The organism is uncultured Streptococcus sp., from assembly GCF_963536705.1.
Classification (GTDB): domain Bacteria; phylum Bacillota; class Bacilli; order Lactobacillales; family Streptococcaceae; genus Streptococcus.
Genome location: NZ_CAUTAP010000006.1, coordinates 1 through 15,810, shown reverse-complemented (window position 1 = coordinate 15,810; position 15,810 = coordinate 1). Strand labels below are relative to the sequence as shown.

Below are 15,810 nucleotides of genomic sequence, written 5' to 3'. Positions count from 1 at the left end.
CAGAGATGAAAAGATTAAAGAGACACAGAGGGATTACACTGGTCGAAGTCTTGATTTCTCTGATTCTGATTGGAGTTATTGCGGCAGGGTTCTTGACCTTCTTTTCTGGGAGTTTTAATAATATTCTCCGTCAGCGAAGTCAGAATGCTATCAACTTTGATATTCAGGAGTCTTTCGAGAGACAACTGGCAGAAAGCAAGAAACACGAAGGTACGGGAACGGATGTTGAAACCTTTACCTACCAAATCGGCAATGGAACCAAGCAGAGTATTGATGTAAAAGGTACAAATCTGTCTTATAATGATAGAATCAAAAAAATCCATCTTTTTGCTGCTAATGCAATCGAAACCCCGCTGGGACTTCCTGATATGAAGGTTACTATCCCTAATGGGAAAAGGTATTATTATGCTGGTATGGGGATAACGACTCCCGGCGGTAAAGTAGATATAGCTGATAGTAAGAAAAAGAGTAAAACTAGGATTTACACAGAATCTGGATGGTTTCTAAGTGATCGTGCTATAGGACAAGGGGTGTCTGGCATTGTCCCAGTGGGAACGATAGGTCAAAAAGGTGACGGCACTATATCTCAGACGCTTTTTCCAGAAATGCCGACAGATTTTAAACAATTATCAAAGTTAGAAACCGGGATACATATTACAGATGATATGAGAGGGAAGTACCTGACTTTTGCTGCTCGAGCCATTAACTCTTATGGACGGGTAGGAAATTATCAGGAAGCTGACCGTATCTGGATTATGGGTCTGCCAGTTACACAAAACTTGCGTCTTCATACGGATGCTGACTTGGCTCTGTTAAAGAATGGGAATACTACCTCGCTTATACCAACTGATAATCAGTCACATACTAATACAGAAGTAAGAGATTATTTTAATGATGTTGTTTATGGTGCGACCATCCCTGTTCTGAATTACAAAGAGCCTGCAATTAACCAAGCTCGACAGCTAATTGCACTTGATGGTCGTACGATGCAGTTTAGTAATCATAATTTTAATAATGGCTATACGACTTCTGTATTGATTGGGAATCGTCAGCAGACCGGACCGCTTCTAACCTATAAACTAGATGATACACTAACTTGGGGGATTAATCTGGAAAACGATGGTAGAATTGCTATTAAAACAGTAGATACAACTACAGCTAATAACGGTGGTCAGGAATATATACAAAATGTTAAGTTAGACTATAGTAATGATAATTCTATACAAGTGCGTAGTGCTGCGAAGAATGGCTCTTTAGGGATTGAAATTTTTATCAATGGACAATCAGTCTATAATAAAACAGTTTCGCTGACTAGAAACAGAACGACGCATAATATTAGTAGTGGTCAGATTATCTTTGGTGGCAATACTTACATTAATGAGTTTGCAGTTTATACTGAAAGTCTGAATAACAGCAATATACAAAAACTTGCTGAATACTTCCGCGATAAGTATAAGGCGAGCCAATAGGGAAATAGTTTTTAGGAAAAATAAGGGAGATTAGGAGATTATGGCAAAAAATATGTTTTCGTCCAAGGGGCGCAGAAGAGCTTTGGACGAAGAAGATAATGAGAAAAAAGGCTCATTTTTAGGAAAATTAAATAAACCGCTCTTCTCATCAAAAGGGAAACATAAAGAACACTTATCTATTCAAGGAGTTCAGATCAAGTCAGATCGTCAAGAAGACTTTGACGATGAGGAAAAGTCAACAGCAAAAGGGAGCTTCTTAACCAAGCTCAACAAGCCGCTCTTTTCTAAGAATAGTGACAGTGATGACATGCCTGCTAAGTCTGGTAATCGTTCGCTTTTTGCTAAGAAAGGCAGTGGTGCGGCGAGCCAACCGGTCACTAGAATGCATGCGCCTTACACTATGTTTGGTAAACCAATCAAGGGTAATCTGATGGCCATTGACTTCACTGACGAATCAGTCTATCTGGTTGTTGCTAGACAGAAGCGCAATGAGCTGGAGATTATCAAGATGGCATCTGCCAATCTGCCAGAAGGCGTTGTACTGAATAGTGAGATTATCGACCCGATTACTCTCAAAAATATTATCAGCGACTTGATGGAGCAGCATGCGATCACTGCTAAGTACGCTTTCTTTGCTCTGGGCAATACCAATATCATCGCCCGTTCGGTTGATGTGGCAGCTAGTGTGCAGAATGATGAGGATATTGAGGGCTTGGTATCTTACGAGCTCCAGCAATATCTGGATATTGATCCGACTTCTTATGTTATCCAGTTCCAAGAGCAGGAGTCTAATTCAGCCTTTCCGCTTGATGAAGATACTCGCTCACTCATGGTCTATGCTGTGCCAAAAGGCGTGGTAGAGCAATATCTGGGCTTGGCTGAGAATTTGAAGCTAACACCTTATGTCTTTGACCTTCAGTCTAATACCTTTGAAAAATGGCTGGAACGCGTTCAGGCGGTTAACAATCGCGCCAAGAAGCTGACCAAGGAAAATGTCGGCATGGTACATCTGAGCAAGAGCTTCATCGGTGTTTATCTCTACTCAGAAGGCAAGTTTGTGACCAGCAACTATCTCAATCGTGGCTACAAGGACATCCTGAGCTATGCAGACGATGCTAGTCTTTTGCAAAAGCTTCCAGCAGTGGCTTCAGATGATCTGGATACAGGTCTCTTGAAGAGGGCCTTGGATGAGTGGGTGGCTGATGCTAAGAACCACATTCTCAATACTGAAAACTTCTTTAGCGGATCAACTGGCCTTAACATTGACAGTTTCTATGTCTTTGGAGACCAGGACATTTGCTGGCAGTTGGCAGCTATTCTGAAGCAGACCATGAATCGGGAATTCATCTCAATTGATAATGTAGATTATGAGAATGTACTGTGGGACGGTTCTGCCGAGTTTAATGCGGAGTTCATTCCGGCTACAGCCATGTTGATTAGGAGAGCAAACTAATGCGGAGAGATTTAAACTACTTTTCAAAATATCATGTGGCACCGGCTAAAACCAGTCCACTGAAACTTGCTGCTATTTCCGCTTTTGCAGGGATTGTAGCGATTATGATTGTGCTGATTGGCTTCTTCCAGTTTAGCGCTATGCACCTCCAAGGCGAGATTGACCGAGCGGAGCAGACACTCAAGAGTCCAGAGATGGCTCAAGAGCTGAAGGCAGTCTCTGAGACTGAAGATAAGATTGTTACGGTCAAGAATGACGAACTTCTCTTTACCAGCCTAGAAGGCGACTTCCGCCGCCTGCACCGAGTAAACAAAGCCTTTATGGACTTCCTTAATAAAAATGTGACAAGAAACTTGGTCTTTGACGATATCAAGATTAATAACGACAATGTAGAAATCAATGGTTCGTCTCAAGAGCATCTTTCTATCGCTAAGTTTGAGGAAGAGCTTCGTAAGTCTGAGAAGTTTAACCATATTTTTGTGGACAACATTACTCGCGAGGAAAAGGATAACAATACAGTGTACAAGTTTAACATTAAAATTTTGACGAAGGATGTAGATTTCAATGAAGAGCAAAAATGAGAAAGAAAAGAAAAAAATCCTGAGTAATTTAAATGAGCGTGACAAGAAATTGTTGGCCTGTGTTGGAGGAGTAGCGGTACTTGCTGGTGGTGGGTATCTGGTAACAAATTCTTATACACGGATGGCGCAGTTAGCTGAAGAGCATGCAACTATCTCGACAGAGTTGGAAGGCAAGAATGCCAAGATTAGTCAGAGGAAGTCTCTTACCAAACAGCTCCAAACTCTGAATGCTAAGACTCTGGATCAGGCTAAGAAATACTATGGTACGACCAATCAAGGGGAATTCATCTTCTTGATTGACAAGTTGGTCAACGAAAGCGGTATTAAATTCAAGTCTGTCAACTACACTGAGAGCACAGAGTTGGAACTCCAGAAGGATGGATTGGCTGCGACTTCGTCCAAGGGGCAAAACTCCAACTCTTCTGGTACGACTGGCAGTTCAAGCTCGAGTGAGACGTCTTCTTCATCCAATACGACTTCTAGCTCGTCTGGTACATCGTCCTCATCTTCATCTAGCAGCAGCTCTTCATCAGATGCGAATACTGCAACAACAACTGCAGCTAATACAGCGACACCAGGGAACGGAACGACCAATAATACCAACATCACGCAGATGACAGCGGACATTGAGTTCGAAGGAACTTATACACAGGTTCTGAAATTGCTGGAATTAATTGATGGCAATCAACAAAAAATCGTTTCCAGCGAGCTGGAATTGGGCGGAAAGAAAAGCCTGTCTAGCACGGAGGAAAACAAAAATCCTGATCTAACCAGCGGTAAAATCAAGCTGCGTTTCTATCAGGTTAAAGATGTCGAGCGCTATGTGACCTTAGAGAGCAATGTCGATAAGACACCTATTCAGTTTGCTAATTGGGAGTCTCCATTTGCGATTCCGACTTGGCAGGCAGGCTCTATATCTGTAACAACAGCTGGTGGCGGCACAGATGCAACTGGCAATAAGGGCAGTTTGGGGGCCGCAACAACCAATACAACTAGCAGCGCGAATGCTAACAGCAGTACCAATCTAGCTCCATCTTATCTGGAGCAGCTTAGCACTCAGTCTAGTCGGAACGATGGTCTGTCAGCTTATTACAATTCATCAACTATCTACCGCTTTGAATCACCACTGAAGCTGATTCAGTCAGGCGGCAGCAATCAGTATGATGTGACGGTTGACAATACGGACTTCCTTGAGGGTTCAGGTTCCAATGTAGTTAAGATTCCAGCAACCAAGTCTTCTACTATGTATGAAATGGAATTTGCAGCACCGTATGTATCCTTGAACAATAAGCCGGATGCTATCAGCTTCTCCCTATCTCTGTCTAATCAATGGCAGGGCAAGATTGGCTTGATTGTCAAGAATGCCAGTGGGCAGAAGATTTACCTTCACGTCATTCGTCCCAACAGCTGGACTGGCTGGCGCGAAGTTAGCTTCGATCCTGAAAACATTCCAGGATTCAGCTATCCAATGACTATTGTGGGTTACTACTTCGAAACTCCAAGCGGAGAAAGCCCTGAAACGACTATGAAGCTGGATAACCTATCTGTGAACAACTTGGTGGTTAGCTAAAACACTTTGAAAAAACACCAAATAAGTCTATGGTTTAAAATTTCAAGAGCATGAGTAAATTTTTCTTAAAAAAATGCTAAAAACCAAGTTATTAGACTAGTATTCACGGTGCATTTATAGTAAACTAAAACATAGAGATATTTGAAGTATAATACAAGCAAACTCAGAATAGACGCCCGAGTCTATTTTGGGTTTTAATGGAGTTTATGGAAAAACAAAATCAAGTCTGGTTTTGCATTGAAAAAGTTTAATATCATTTAGAAAGTGGGGGGTGTCGAAAATATTCAAATGGCATATTTTTTACCTTTTGGAGCAGGGCTTATAGCGCTGCATACGATTAGCATTTTATTTGTTTCTAGGATTTCATTAATAAAGCGCCTTTTTCTCGTAGTATGGGTCATGCTATTTGCGATTGGTGCTCCATTCCTCTTTCAACAAGTTCCCGGCATAGCCTTTGTTGGGCTCTGTGCTTTGGCCTTGGCAGTCTATATGGTGCTGCTCTTTTCACAGGAGCTAGCTCCAGTCAAGAAGAGAGCAACTGCTTCAGCGCGAAGCAGAAGCCAGAAGCATGCCAAGAGCACACGCAAGAAAGCGGAAGCGACGAGCGCAGGCTTGTCATCTGCTAGGGATTTGAACTTCTCCAATGCTTCAACCGGTAGGATGAGAAAGGAAAGTAAAGAAAGGGTTCAGGCTGAGGAAAGTCCGGCAAGGCAGAGGGTATCTGCTTCTGGTCGCACCCTAGCAGACCGTTCTATCAAAAAGGATATGACAAGATTTGAGAAAGTAAAACCTCTCTACCCTGTTGATAACTTGGCTACAGCTCCTGCCTTTGGAGAATACGAGCCAAACAGTCAGCTAGCGGCAGCTGAGGTCGGCATGGTGGGTATGGACCACAGCGCACAAAAGGCCAATGATGAATTTTTGCAGTCTCTGCTTCATCACCGCAAGGGCTCTACTAAGATTAAGGTAGCCAACTCTCTGATTCAGCCTACGGAAGCAAATGCAGCCGGCAATCAAGGCTATACAGATATAGATGATCCAGCCTTTGAAACAGCTGTTCTGTCTAAGATTAGACCGATGTCCTATACGGAGTCTAGCTATGGCAACTTCAGACCGCAAGCAGTTGAGGTAACAGGTGTTGTTTCTCAAGATGAGGAAGAATTCTTCACTGAGCAAGAACAAGCTCAGCAGCCAGTGGCAGAAGAAGTAGGAGGCAACAGCCTGGAAGATGTTTTTGCTGCTACGGGAGATATCAAGCCAGTTAGAGCAGAAGAGTCGAGAGCAGCAAACAGCTTAGAATCTCTCTTCTTTGCTGACTCAGACACTGAGCCACAAGCTAAGATGGATTCCGCCTTCAGTCAAGCAGCTGCAGAGCCAGAATTTTCTGCTACTGAAGAGTCTATGGTTAGCCGTGATCGTGCTGATATTCAGGGTTATCAAGATATTCTCAGCCAGATTCAGCACGATTTGTTGGGATCTGAAGAGGAAGATTTGACTGCTGAAGTGGCAGAGGCTTGGGAGGAAGAAAGTAGCATCGAACCTGCAGCTGAAACGTTTGAATTTGAAGAAGCTGCTGAACCAGCGGTTGTTCAATCAGTTTCTGAAGACACTCTTTGGACACAGGCTGAGGCTGTTCAAGAAGCAGTTGCAGATGAGACAGAAGAAGACCTGCTCAAGGGAATTACAGACATCCTCAAAGCTGAGGAAGCACAAGTCAAAGCAGCTCCGGTCGTTCCAGCTGCAGATGAAACAGAAGAAGATTTACTTCAGAAAATTACAGACATCCTCAAGGCTGAGGAAGCAGCAGAAGCACAACCAGCTGCAGCAACTGCGGGAGATAAAGAAGTCTATTTCCAATTCCTCCTACTGGAAAGTCAGGAATTATTGGCTTCTAATGCAGTTCAAGAAGCTGAGAGCTACCTGAAAGAGATTGTCCAAGGCAGCTCAGATCAAAATCTTCGACAAGAAGCGTTCAACATGCTGGACAAAATCGGGAAAAATTAATACTATATAAACATACAATTGATAGTAATCAATTAGAAGGGTTTTAGGGGAAATTATGAAAAGTTGTAAAACAATCACAGGGACCGTTGTCATTGAGATTGAAAAAGGGATGGGACTGGGTGAAGTCCATGAAGTCTTTGTTGACGAGGGAGTCAATCTGACTTTTGTCATTAAGTCAAAGCAGTCTGAACAGCCTTTTGCCTTGCTGTCTAGCAAGAACATCCAAGGTATCGGTGACTTTGCGGTCATGGTAGAAAACAGCTCAGTCTTTCAAGAACTGCAAGAAGCTGACCTGAAGGTCTTGAACGACAAACAGGGCAGTATCTTTGACGAAATCGTCATTACCATTGATGGAAACAAGGTGGGAACTGTTGTTGACTATCACATTGACGAAAAGAATGAAATTGGCTACTTGGTGGTTAATTCTGAAGATGCCAGCGAGGAAATTCAGATTCCTAAATCACGCATCTTGATGATTGGTAAAGAGTACATCATCCTCAATGATGAAAAAAAGACAGCTCCTCATCTTGAAGCAGATGTAGAGATGGGTCGTCTGGCTGCAGCAGATCTGCTCCATGAGACTGAAGCTGCAAAACCTGCCGAAAAAATTGAGGAAGTAGTTGCTGAAGCACCTGTATTCGAGCCAGTTGTAGATGAAAAAGTGGATGTAAAAGAAGAAGCAGCGACAGATTTGACAGAGGCCTTGGCTGCTGTAGGTCTGGGAGCTGCTGCTTCTGACTTGGAGTTTTCTGAAGCGGTCGTAGAGACAGCAGAAGAACCAGAAGTCCAAGATTTGGTACAAGAAATGACAGCTCCAGCTGAAGAAGAAGTTGAAGAAACAGATGCAGCACTGAGTCTGGATGCTGCTTTGGAAGAAGTATTGGCAGCCCCTGCTGAGGAAGTAGAAACAACTATCAGCACAGCGCCAGTTGCTGAGGAAGACTCTGCAGCAAAGAAAGCTGTTAACGACTTTATCGATCAGCAAAAACGTCTTCTGGTAGGCAAAACACTGCAAAAAGATCTTGTTAATGCAGATGGAGGAGTTATCCTGAATGCCGGAGATACTGTTTCTGATGACATCATTGATTTTCTTCGCCGTATCGACCGTAAATTCCTTATCCGCTTAGCTGAATGCGTAGTATAAGGTTGGGATGAGATTCATGTCAAGAAGAAAAAGAAAGGTTTCATCAAAATATCAAAAACTACTTCCAGCAGCGACACTTGCTGCCTTTCTGCTGGGTAGTTTATTTTATGTCATTTTTGTCTTTAATCCAACGATTGACCTGAGTATCAATGGCCGTCCCTCTATGAAGGTTCGCTCTCGGAGCGAAGCTGAGATTGAAGTTTACAGAGAACTGCCCTATAAGGCGACTTTTCAGCTGACTACTGGGCAACACTTCTCTGTAGATATGCGCTTTTTAGGACTGAGCTATTTCACAGAAGAAGAGCTCAAGCGGCTGGATAATATTTCAGCCAAGACAGTTTGGGATAAGTTTACACCGTTTTTCGATACCAAGGAAAATCTACAGATTTCCATCTATCCCAATCGACTCTTTTGGCTTAGACCTTTAAACGATGTCTTAGCTGCCCATCCTGATGTTCTCAGTCAGCTTCCAACGACCAATCATCTGGTCATGGACGGCGAGTCTAACGTAAAGGTGGGAGACAAGTCTAATGGCTATAAGATTGACCCTGCTGCTTTTATCCAAGCATCTGAGGAGATTGCCAAGACTGGTAAATTTGATGATGTCAAGGTTGAGAGTACGCCTGTCGAAGCAGAAGATCAGAGTGAGCTTCTGAGCCAATATACGCACTTTATAGAGCGTAAGGAAGTACCACTGCCGACCAACGCTGCCCAAGCTCAAAACATGAAGACAGCCTTTTACAAGCTGCAGAATGTTTACTTGGCTCCTGGCGAGACCAAGTCTATCTCAGAATTGCTGGGCGCTTTGAATGCAGAGTCTGGATATCTGCCAGTCAAGGGCAAGGATAATAAAGAAGTTTACGGTCAGGGTGCTGAGCAGATTATAGATGCCATTCAGCAGCTCGCCTTTTCACGGACCAATGTTATTTCCTATCGAGGACAGTATTTCAACGTCGGAACGCCGGCTGAAGGTTTGACCGAATTGACCATTCAAAACAATACAGAAACAGATATGGTATTTTCATTAAGTTTGGAGGAGGGGCAAGTATCCATCATTCTGGCATCTAAGTGATACTCAAGGGAAGTCGAAGTTTGACATCGTCACCTGAGATTTTCAAAGAGTATAAAAAGGGAAAAATTATGATTGCAAGTTTAGTATTTATATTAGGTGTCGTATTTGGGAGCTTTTTCAATGTCGTCATCTACCGTGTGCCACTGGAAAAGAGCATTGCCAAAGGTCGGTCTATGTGTCCGTCCTGCGGCCATGTCTTGACTTCGGTGGAGCTGATTCCGGTTGTGTCGATTATCATGCAGGGCTTTAAATGCAAGCACTGTAAGGAGCCGATTTCACCGCGCTATCTCATTGTGGAGCTCCTGACGGGTCTGCTCTGGCTGGCCTCTTATCTGATCTTTCAAGATCAGGGGCCATGGATGGTTGCTTCAGCCTGTCTTTTGGTGTCACTTTGTCTCATTATCGGTTATATCGATTTTGATACTCAGTACATCTCGGACTCGGTTCTGCTGGTTTTCTGGCTGGGCCGTATGGCTGTTACGTTTTTTACCAATGAGTTCAATTGGGAACTGCTCTTTTCGCTGCTAGTCGGCGCTGGTCTCTACTCTCTCATTTATTTTGGGGCCAAGGCTTATTACAAGAAAGAGGCCTTCGGGATGGGAGACATTCTCTACTTAGCTGCCCTGAGCAGTTGGTTTAGCCCCTTGAATACGCTGATTTTGGGATATGGTTCTTTCTTTGTGGCTGGAGCGATTCTCTTAATCGCAACCATCTTTAAGAAATTCAAATTTAAGTTGAAAGAAGAAGTCCCTTTTGGTCCTGCTATGAGTATCATGGCGGTCATCCTATATTTCTGGGGAGGAATCTAGGAAACTAAAAGCGACAATAGAAATGGATAAAAAAATGTTTAGGAAGAAAAAAGTTATCATAGCATTAGCGACAGCTACTGTTCTTTCAGGCAGTGTACTGCCTGTCAGCCACCTAGCGGCAAATGAAAAGGCCAGTCTGGATCCGTCTTTAGTGCAGGTATCAGATCAGTTTCAGGCCAAGAAAACAGGAGCAGTCGTCTTTTCAGAAGATGTAACAGTGCCAAGCACAGTGTCAGCCGATTTCATTGATAGTCGTCTGGCTGGCACACCGATGGCTGGATTGGGAAAAGCTTTCAAAAAAGCAGAGAAAGATCATGGAGTTAATGCAATTTTTCTCGTAGGGCTGGCTATTCACGAATCGGATTACGGCCGCAGTCAGATTGCTCAGGCCAAGCACAACCTGTTTGGTTTCATGGCTTATGACTCCAGTCCTTTTTCCAGCGCAGGAAATTTCGCAACATTTGACGATGGTATAGATACCGTTGCCCGCTATCTCAGCGAGCACTATCTCAAGCCTGGCGGTCAGTTCTACAATGGTAAGAGCATGGCTGCTATCAATGTAAGATACGCATCTGACAAAACTTGGTCAAGTAAGATTATGATTCGTATTCGAAATTTTTTGAAAAAAGGTTAAGGCGGCTGGGACAATCGTGTCTCAGCTTGCTTTATTATAGGAAGAATTTCTTGGTGAGGCGATTGACGGAGTTTTTGCTGCTCTCTGGGGCTCTAAAAATTCCTAATCATCCTCTCGGGATTAAAAAACAAAAAATTGCTTCTGTGACATCTACATCGTCTTTTCTGGCGAAAAATGACTTAATTAGGGGATTTATGAAAAAAAAGTTTGACGTAAGCGATGTGTTAAAGGAAGCCTGGGGACTGACTGTTGATTACTTTTTTGTATGGACAGCAGGGCTTGCTATCATTCAACTGCCATTTTTTATTCTGGGGCTGTTAATTCTATTTTTTTCTCCATGGACTTCTACATTTCTTCCAAGTATAATTCTGCTGGGATTTCTATGCTCTTTTGTGATTGCTTATATCCATAAGTTTTCCTTGACCATGGTTCGTAATCCGCAGATGGTGCGAAGAAACTTCTGGAGGGCTGTTGGCTACAGTATTTCTGATGGCTTTTTTGGGCGTTTGCTTTCTATGTCTATTTATGTCTTCATCTTTTTCTTGGCTATATTACTTCTTTTTGTATACTTTTATAATGTCTTGATGCCAGATGCAAATTTTCGAGAGAATATGGGAACTTGGATGATTTGGGTTGCAAAAAATCAAGAGAAGATAGCTAGCATGCTCTTCCTGCTTTTTTTAATAGCACCAATGTTTAACTTGGTATTCCATTTGTTTTACAGTTATTTTATCGTCTCTCACTTCTTCTTGTTGCCTTATATTATTCAGGATACCAACTCCTCTGATAACCTCTTGCGTCCTCTGTCAGCCTTTGGCAGCTTGGGCAAGTCCTTTTCTCGTATGAATGGTCAGAGGGGGCGTTACTTACTGGTAGAGCTTGTCTTAAAGCTTATTCCTGTAGTATTGGGTCTAATAGAAGTTTTGAGTTTACTTTTTGGCGATGGCGTGTCTAATGTTGTGGGAATGATTGTTAGTATGATAAATGGCTTTTTGCTGATTTATGCCTTGGCAGCTCGCTCGGTTATGGCCGACATCCTGATGTCTTATGATCGGGAAATAGTTAATTTTGGAGATTAATATTTATGAAAAAATTAGAAAGGGTTTTAGGATTTAGGATAATGAACGATGAATGATGTAAAAGTAACAAGGGTTTTCAGAGAAGCTTGGATTTTTGTTACAGAATATTATTTTGTCTGGCTGAAAGGCCTTTTGCTGGTCGGAATCCCGCTTGCAGTGCTGGGCTGGTTTCTTTTTCCGCTGGTTTCGAGTTGGTCTTACCGGTCCATTTTAGTCTTGACTTGTTTGGCATTTATAATTGCCTTCGGTTTTGCTTACGTCAATAAATTTGCCTTGACAGTGATACGAAATCCGCAGATGGTTAAGCTCTATTTTGGCTATGCAGTTTGGTACAGTATCTCAGATGGCTTGCTTACTCGCCTCTTTTATTCCTTCATTGTCAGTGCAGTCCAGGTTCTGATTTTGTACATGGGTTGGTCGGCAATCGGCATCAATCTTGGGGTGGCTAGTCTCTTTGCCTTTTATCGGAGAGCAGTAAGTCCAGAGGCCATTGTGATTTTCCAGTTTCTCTTTCCTTTCTTGTTCATGGTTTTTTACCTGCTCTTCACTTATCTGGTTGATTCGCACTTCTTTTTGCTGTCTTATATCATTCAGGATACTAGCTCAAGAGACAATCTGGCCAAGCCACTTTCTTTTTATGGCTGTTTGAGAAAGTCAGTCCTGCTGATGAAGGAGCGCAGGGGTCGTTATGTTCTGCTCAGCTTTTTTCTAGCTTCTTTTGGTGGGCTGATTGGCTTGGGCACTCATCTCCTGATGGATCTGATAAGGCAGTATATTGGTCCCTTGCTGGGTGAACTGGATGATTTACTTGGCCTGATCCAGATGATTCCTGTCCTAGTTTTCAGTAGCTTTTACTGTGTATTTGTTCTGGTTGTTCGGACAGTTTTTGCCGATACTCTGATGGAAAATGATGCAGAAGTGGTGGATTTTGGTGATTAATTTAGGAAGTAGCAAGACCAGACAATACTTGATAGAAACAAGAGGAAGGATATGAAATCAGTAACAAGAATCTTAATAACAGCTTTGGTGCTAACTGGGATTGGCTTTATTCCTCTCCCTTATGAATTAGAGACCGTGAGGCCGGCTTTGAATGCCAAAGACTTTGTCCAAGTTCAAGGAGGAACTGATAAAGGAAAAGGTAAAATCTATGTCATGGCTGTCGGTGTTTCCGATGCCCGGGTGTTCAGCCTCTTTTTAACTTTGCTGCCTAATTATAGGCTGGAAACAGAGTATGTCTCTGTACCTGAAAACTATTTTGATAAGGAGAAGGGACGGGAAGAGCGAGAGAACAGCACTATGGGGTCTTCCCATCTCAATGCCTTGCAGGTAGCTTATCAAGCAGCTGGTCGTACTGTTGAGATTAGACATAAAGAGATTTTCGTGGATGCTGTCAGCCAAGAGACGCCGTTAGCTCAGGAGCTGCAGAAAGGTGATGTGATTTTAAAGATTGACAATCAGAGTTACACTAGCCCATACGACATTGTCGATCAGATGGAGCAGCGGCCAGTTGGCGATGTGGTATCAATTGAGTACAGCCGTAATGGTGTAATCGGTTTGGCTAGCGGTCCTGTGATTGTGGATGAGACAACTGGTAAGCCTGGTTTGGGGATTGCATTAGGTTCCAAAGCCAGTGTTGCCATGAATCCTCTGACGAAGTTTAAGAGCAATGGTGTAGCAGGTCCCTCTGGTGGCCTCATGTTCAGTCTAGAGCTGTACAATCAGCTCGTGTCTGAAGATATTACCAAAGGAAAAGCTATTGCTGGTACTGGAACGATTGACCACAAGGGAAATGTTGGCCGGATTGGTGGGATAGAGATGAAGGTTATGGCTGCAGATAAGGCAGGCGCTGAGATTTTCTTTGTTCCTGATGATACCATTGACGCCGATATTGCCCAGTACAATCCCAAGCTGCGTTCTAACTACCATGAGGCACTTCGTGCTTCTATCAAAATCAAGAGTAAAATGAAAATCGTCCCTGTCAAAACCTTCAACGAAGCTTTGAACTATCTCAGAGAGATGGAATAAGAGACTTTACTACTCTATGAATAGTCAATAGAAACACAAGCTCCTGCTAGTTATTTATCTGGCGAGGGCTTTTATTATAGAATTTTTTCAAATAATTGCCACCTTGGCACATAAATTCTTGCTTTCCAAATTGAAGTGTGATATATTTATAACATAAAGAGTGTTAAATATTTCTAACACAAGGAAAGGAGTCTATCATGAAAAAAGGTCAAAAAACGGGTGGCCTCATTGCAATGATTGCCGCAGCTCTCTTTATTGATTTTACTGTTTTATTTGGTTCTAATCTTAGTTGGGGACCCAAGTTAGTTATTGCTGGTATTTCAGTGTTAGGTCAGATTGTAGCTATTTGGGGCTGGCTGCACATGAAACCATGGCCTCATAAGAGTCAGAAAGGTAAGGGAAAGACTATTTTTGACTTGTCTGCTAAGCTTTACACGATGCTTTTGTTTGCAGCAACCATTTTTTATACAGTAGGGATTTGGGTTGCGACCCCAAGCGAAAGAACGGGCATTAAAGAATGGATTTTGGGAGTTGGCCTCGTTATTGAAGCGATTGTATTTGGTTTTTTCTCTTTGAAAAATGTCAAGGAAACTCCAGACGAACGCTTCTATGCTAATCTAGCTAAGGCAGCTAGCTTGATGTTTGTTTTTATACTAGGTGCACTGATGATCCTAGCAGTTATCATTGGGTACATGGGTTCTCTCACTCTTTACATGGGGCAGATCTTTATTAGCATAGCTGCCTTGATTTGCATCTTTGCGGTTGTCTATCTTATCTTAGAACGGAGAGGATAACCATGGCCAAAGAAAGCAAGATTATCACCAATCTCAAATCTGTTCGTGAGTCCATGGGCATGACCCAGCAGGAGCTAGCCGACCGCATCGGCATGCGGCGAGAGACAATTCTGCACTTGGAAAATAACCGTTACAATCCTTCGCTGGAAATGGCTCTCAAAATTGCTCAAGTCTTCAATCTGAAAGTAGAAGACCTCTTTGAACTCAGACAGAAAGAGGAGGCTTAATTCTTTTCGAGACCTGCTAGTGACATAAACGAGAATACTCTAGGCAGTTTGCTGCTTAGAGTATTCCATTTGTAAATGAATCAGCGTTTTTATCTTTTTCCAATAAATGCTATAATATGAGCAAGTATGTAGATTATAGAGGTATTAGGTTGGAAAATTGTGTTTATATCATTTCGGGTCCTCCAGGTGTTGGAAAAAGCAGTGTCAGTAAAGAATTAGCCTATTCTTTTGACAAGAGTGCTGTGATAGAAGGCGACATGATTTATTTAATGGTTAAAAGCGGCTTAGTAGCACCTTGGGAAGACGATGGCTACTATATGGATTTATTCTGGGATAATATCATTAGCCTTACCAGTAATTTACTTGATAGAGGTATGACAGTCATCATAGAATATGTCATCTTTGAGGAACAAATCAAAAAAATTACAGATTTTTTAAAGGCTAGACAAACAAGATTAAAATACTGTGTATTGCTGGCAGAAGAAGAAAGGCTTAAAGAAAGGGATCTATCTAGAGAGGAAATAGAAAGAACGGGTGACTTATCAATCAAATCTAGAAATGAGTTTCTAGCCAAAAATATTAATCCAGACTATTTACTTTATACGGATCATTTAGATATCAAAGAAACTGTGAATCTCATAAAAACAGAAGATAGATTTTTAGTTTAAATGTCAATAAAAGAAAAAAGCCTTTGAAATACTGATTTCAAAGGCTTTTCTTTATCTCAATTATTTCACTTCTATCTACAGTTTCTAAATCTCTAAATATAATAGAGCTGAAGCAGTGGTAAAACAAATCATCAACAAACTTGGTAATATCTTAGAAAATAATTTCTTTATAGTCCAAGTCGGTTTGCTTTAAATTATACTTTTTTCTTAAACATTTGCTACGAGTAGGTCTTTCTTGTGAGTAATTTTCATCAAAAAATTTCATAGATAAGTCCTATATA

The 15,810-nt window shown here is 42.1% G+C and carries 15 protein-coding genes; all 15 read left to right on the top strand.

Going from position 1 to position 15,810, the window contains the following annotated elements:
- Positions 1-5 precede the first annotated feature (5 nt).
- The 15 genes from RWX26_RS04900 (at position 6) to RWX26_RS04830 (ending at position 15,529) form a co-directional block, all read left to right on the top strand.
- The gene (locus RWX26_RS04900; RefSeq protein WP_314579749.1) at positions 6-1,469 is read left to right on the top strand and encodes a type II secretion system protein; all 1,464 of its coding nucleotides are present in this window, start codon (positions 6-8) and stop codon (positions 1,467-1,469) included.
- A gap of 40 nt (positions 1,470-1,509) precedes the next feature.
- Positions 1,510-2,922: a pilus assembly protein PilM gene (gene pilM, locus RWX26_RS04895; protein ID WP_314579746.1), complete on the top strand. Its 1,413-nt coding sequence runs from the start codon at positions 1,510-1,512 to the stop codon at positions 2,920-2,922.
- The gene (locus RWX26_RS04890; protein ID WP_002908286.1) at positions 2,922-3,503 is read left to right on the top strand and encodes a PilN domain-containing protein; all 582 of its coding nucleotides are present in this window, start codon (positions 2,922-2,924) and stop codon (positions 3,501-3,503) included. The genes pilM and RWX26_RS04890 overlap by 1 nt, the downstream gene beginning before the upstream one ends.
- Complete coding sequence (locus tag RWX26_RS04885; protein WP_314579743.1) at positions 3,487-5,073, top strand: hypothetical protein; 1,587 nt, start codon at positions 3,487-3,489, stop codon at positions 5,071-5,073. The genes RWX26_RS04890 and RWX26_RS04885 overlap by 17 nt, the downstream gene beginning before the upstream one ends.
- Positions 5,074-5,337: 264 nt before the next feature.
- Positions 5,338-7,077 carry an MFS transporter gene (locus RWX26_RS04880; protein WP_314579741.1) on the top strand — a complete coding sequence of 580 codons (1,740 nt, stop codon included), beginning with the start codon at positions 5,338-5,340 and terminating at the stop codon, positions 7,075-7,077.
- Between the two features lie 55 nt (positions 7,078-7,132).
- Positions 7,133-8,221: a hypothetical protein gene (locus tag RWX26_RS04875; protein WP_125348693.1), complete on the top strand. Its 1,089-nt coding sequence runs from the start codon at positions 7,133-7,135 to the stop codon at positions 8,219-8,221.
- A gap of 7 nt (positions 8,222-8,228) precedes the next feature.
- A complete protein-coding gene (locus tag RWX26_RS04870; protein ID WP_314579736.1) occupies positions 8,229-9,293 on the top strand; it encodes a hypothetical protein in 1,065 nt (354 codons plus the stop codon).
- Entirely contained in the window at positions 9,290-10,102 is an 813-nt protein-coding gene (locus tag RWX26_RS04865; RefSeq protein ID WP_314579733.1) for a prepilin peptidase, read from the top strand. Before RWX26_RS04870 ends, RWX26_RS04865 begins: the two co-directional genes overlap by 4 nt.
- Before the next feature lie 34 nt (positions 10,103-10,136).
- Positions 10,137-10,736: a glucosaminidase domain-containing protein gene (locus RWX26_RS04860; RefSeq protein WP_125338610.1), complete on the top strand. Its 600-nt coding sequence runs from the start codon at positions 10,137-10,139 to the stop codon at positions 10,734-10,736.
- A gap of 164 nt (positions 10,737-10,900) precedes the next feature.
- Positions 10,901-11,815 (top strand): hypothetical protein, encoded by a 915-nt coding sequence (locus tag RWX26_RS04855; RefSeq protein ID WP_314579903.1) that lies wholly within the window; start codon positions 10,901-10,903, stop codon positions 11,813-11,815.
- Positions 11,816-11,863: 48 nt separating this feature from the next.
- Positions 11,864-12,754 carry a hypothetical protein gene (locus RWX26_RS04850; protein ID WP_002894163.1) on the top strand — a complete coding sequence of 297 codons (891 nt, stop codon included), beginning with the start codon at positions 11,864-11,866 and terminating at the stop codon, positions 12,752-12,754.
- A 51-nt stretch (positions 12,755-12,805) separates the two neighbouring features.
- Complete coding sequence (locus RWX26_RS04845; RefSeq protein WP_314579728.1) at positions 12,806-13,840, top strand: SepM family pheromone-processing serine protease; 1,035 nt, start codon at positions 12,806-12,808, stop codon at positions 13,838-13,840.
- A 197-nt stretch (positions 13,841-14,037) separates the two neighbouring features.
- On the top strand, positions 14,038-14,634 hold the full coding sequence (locus RWX26_RS04840; RefSeq protein ID WP_314579725.1) for a DUF3796 domain-containing protein: 597 nt from the start codon (positions 14,038-14,040) through the stop codon (positions 14,632-14,634).
- A 2-nt stretch (positions 14,635-14,636) separates the two neighbouring features.
- Positions 14,637-14,861 (top strand): helix-turn-helix transcriptional regulator, encoded by a 225-nt coding sequence (locus RWX26_RS04835; RefSeq protein ID WP_002894155.1) that lies wholly within the window; start codon positions 14,637-14,639, stop codon positions 14,859-14,861.
- 149 nt (positions 14,862-15,010) lie between these two features.
- Positions 15,011-15,529: an AAA family ATPase gene (locus RWX26_RS04830; RefSeq protein WP_314579722.1), complete on the top strand. Its 519-nt coding sequence runs from the start codon at positions 15,011-15,013 to the stop codon at positions 15,527-15,529.
- The last annotated feature ends 281 nt before the right edge of the window (positions 15,530-15,810 follow it).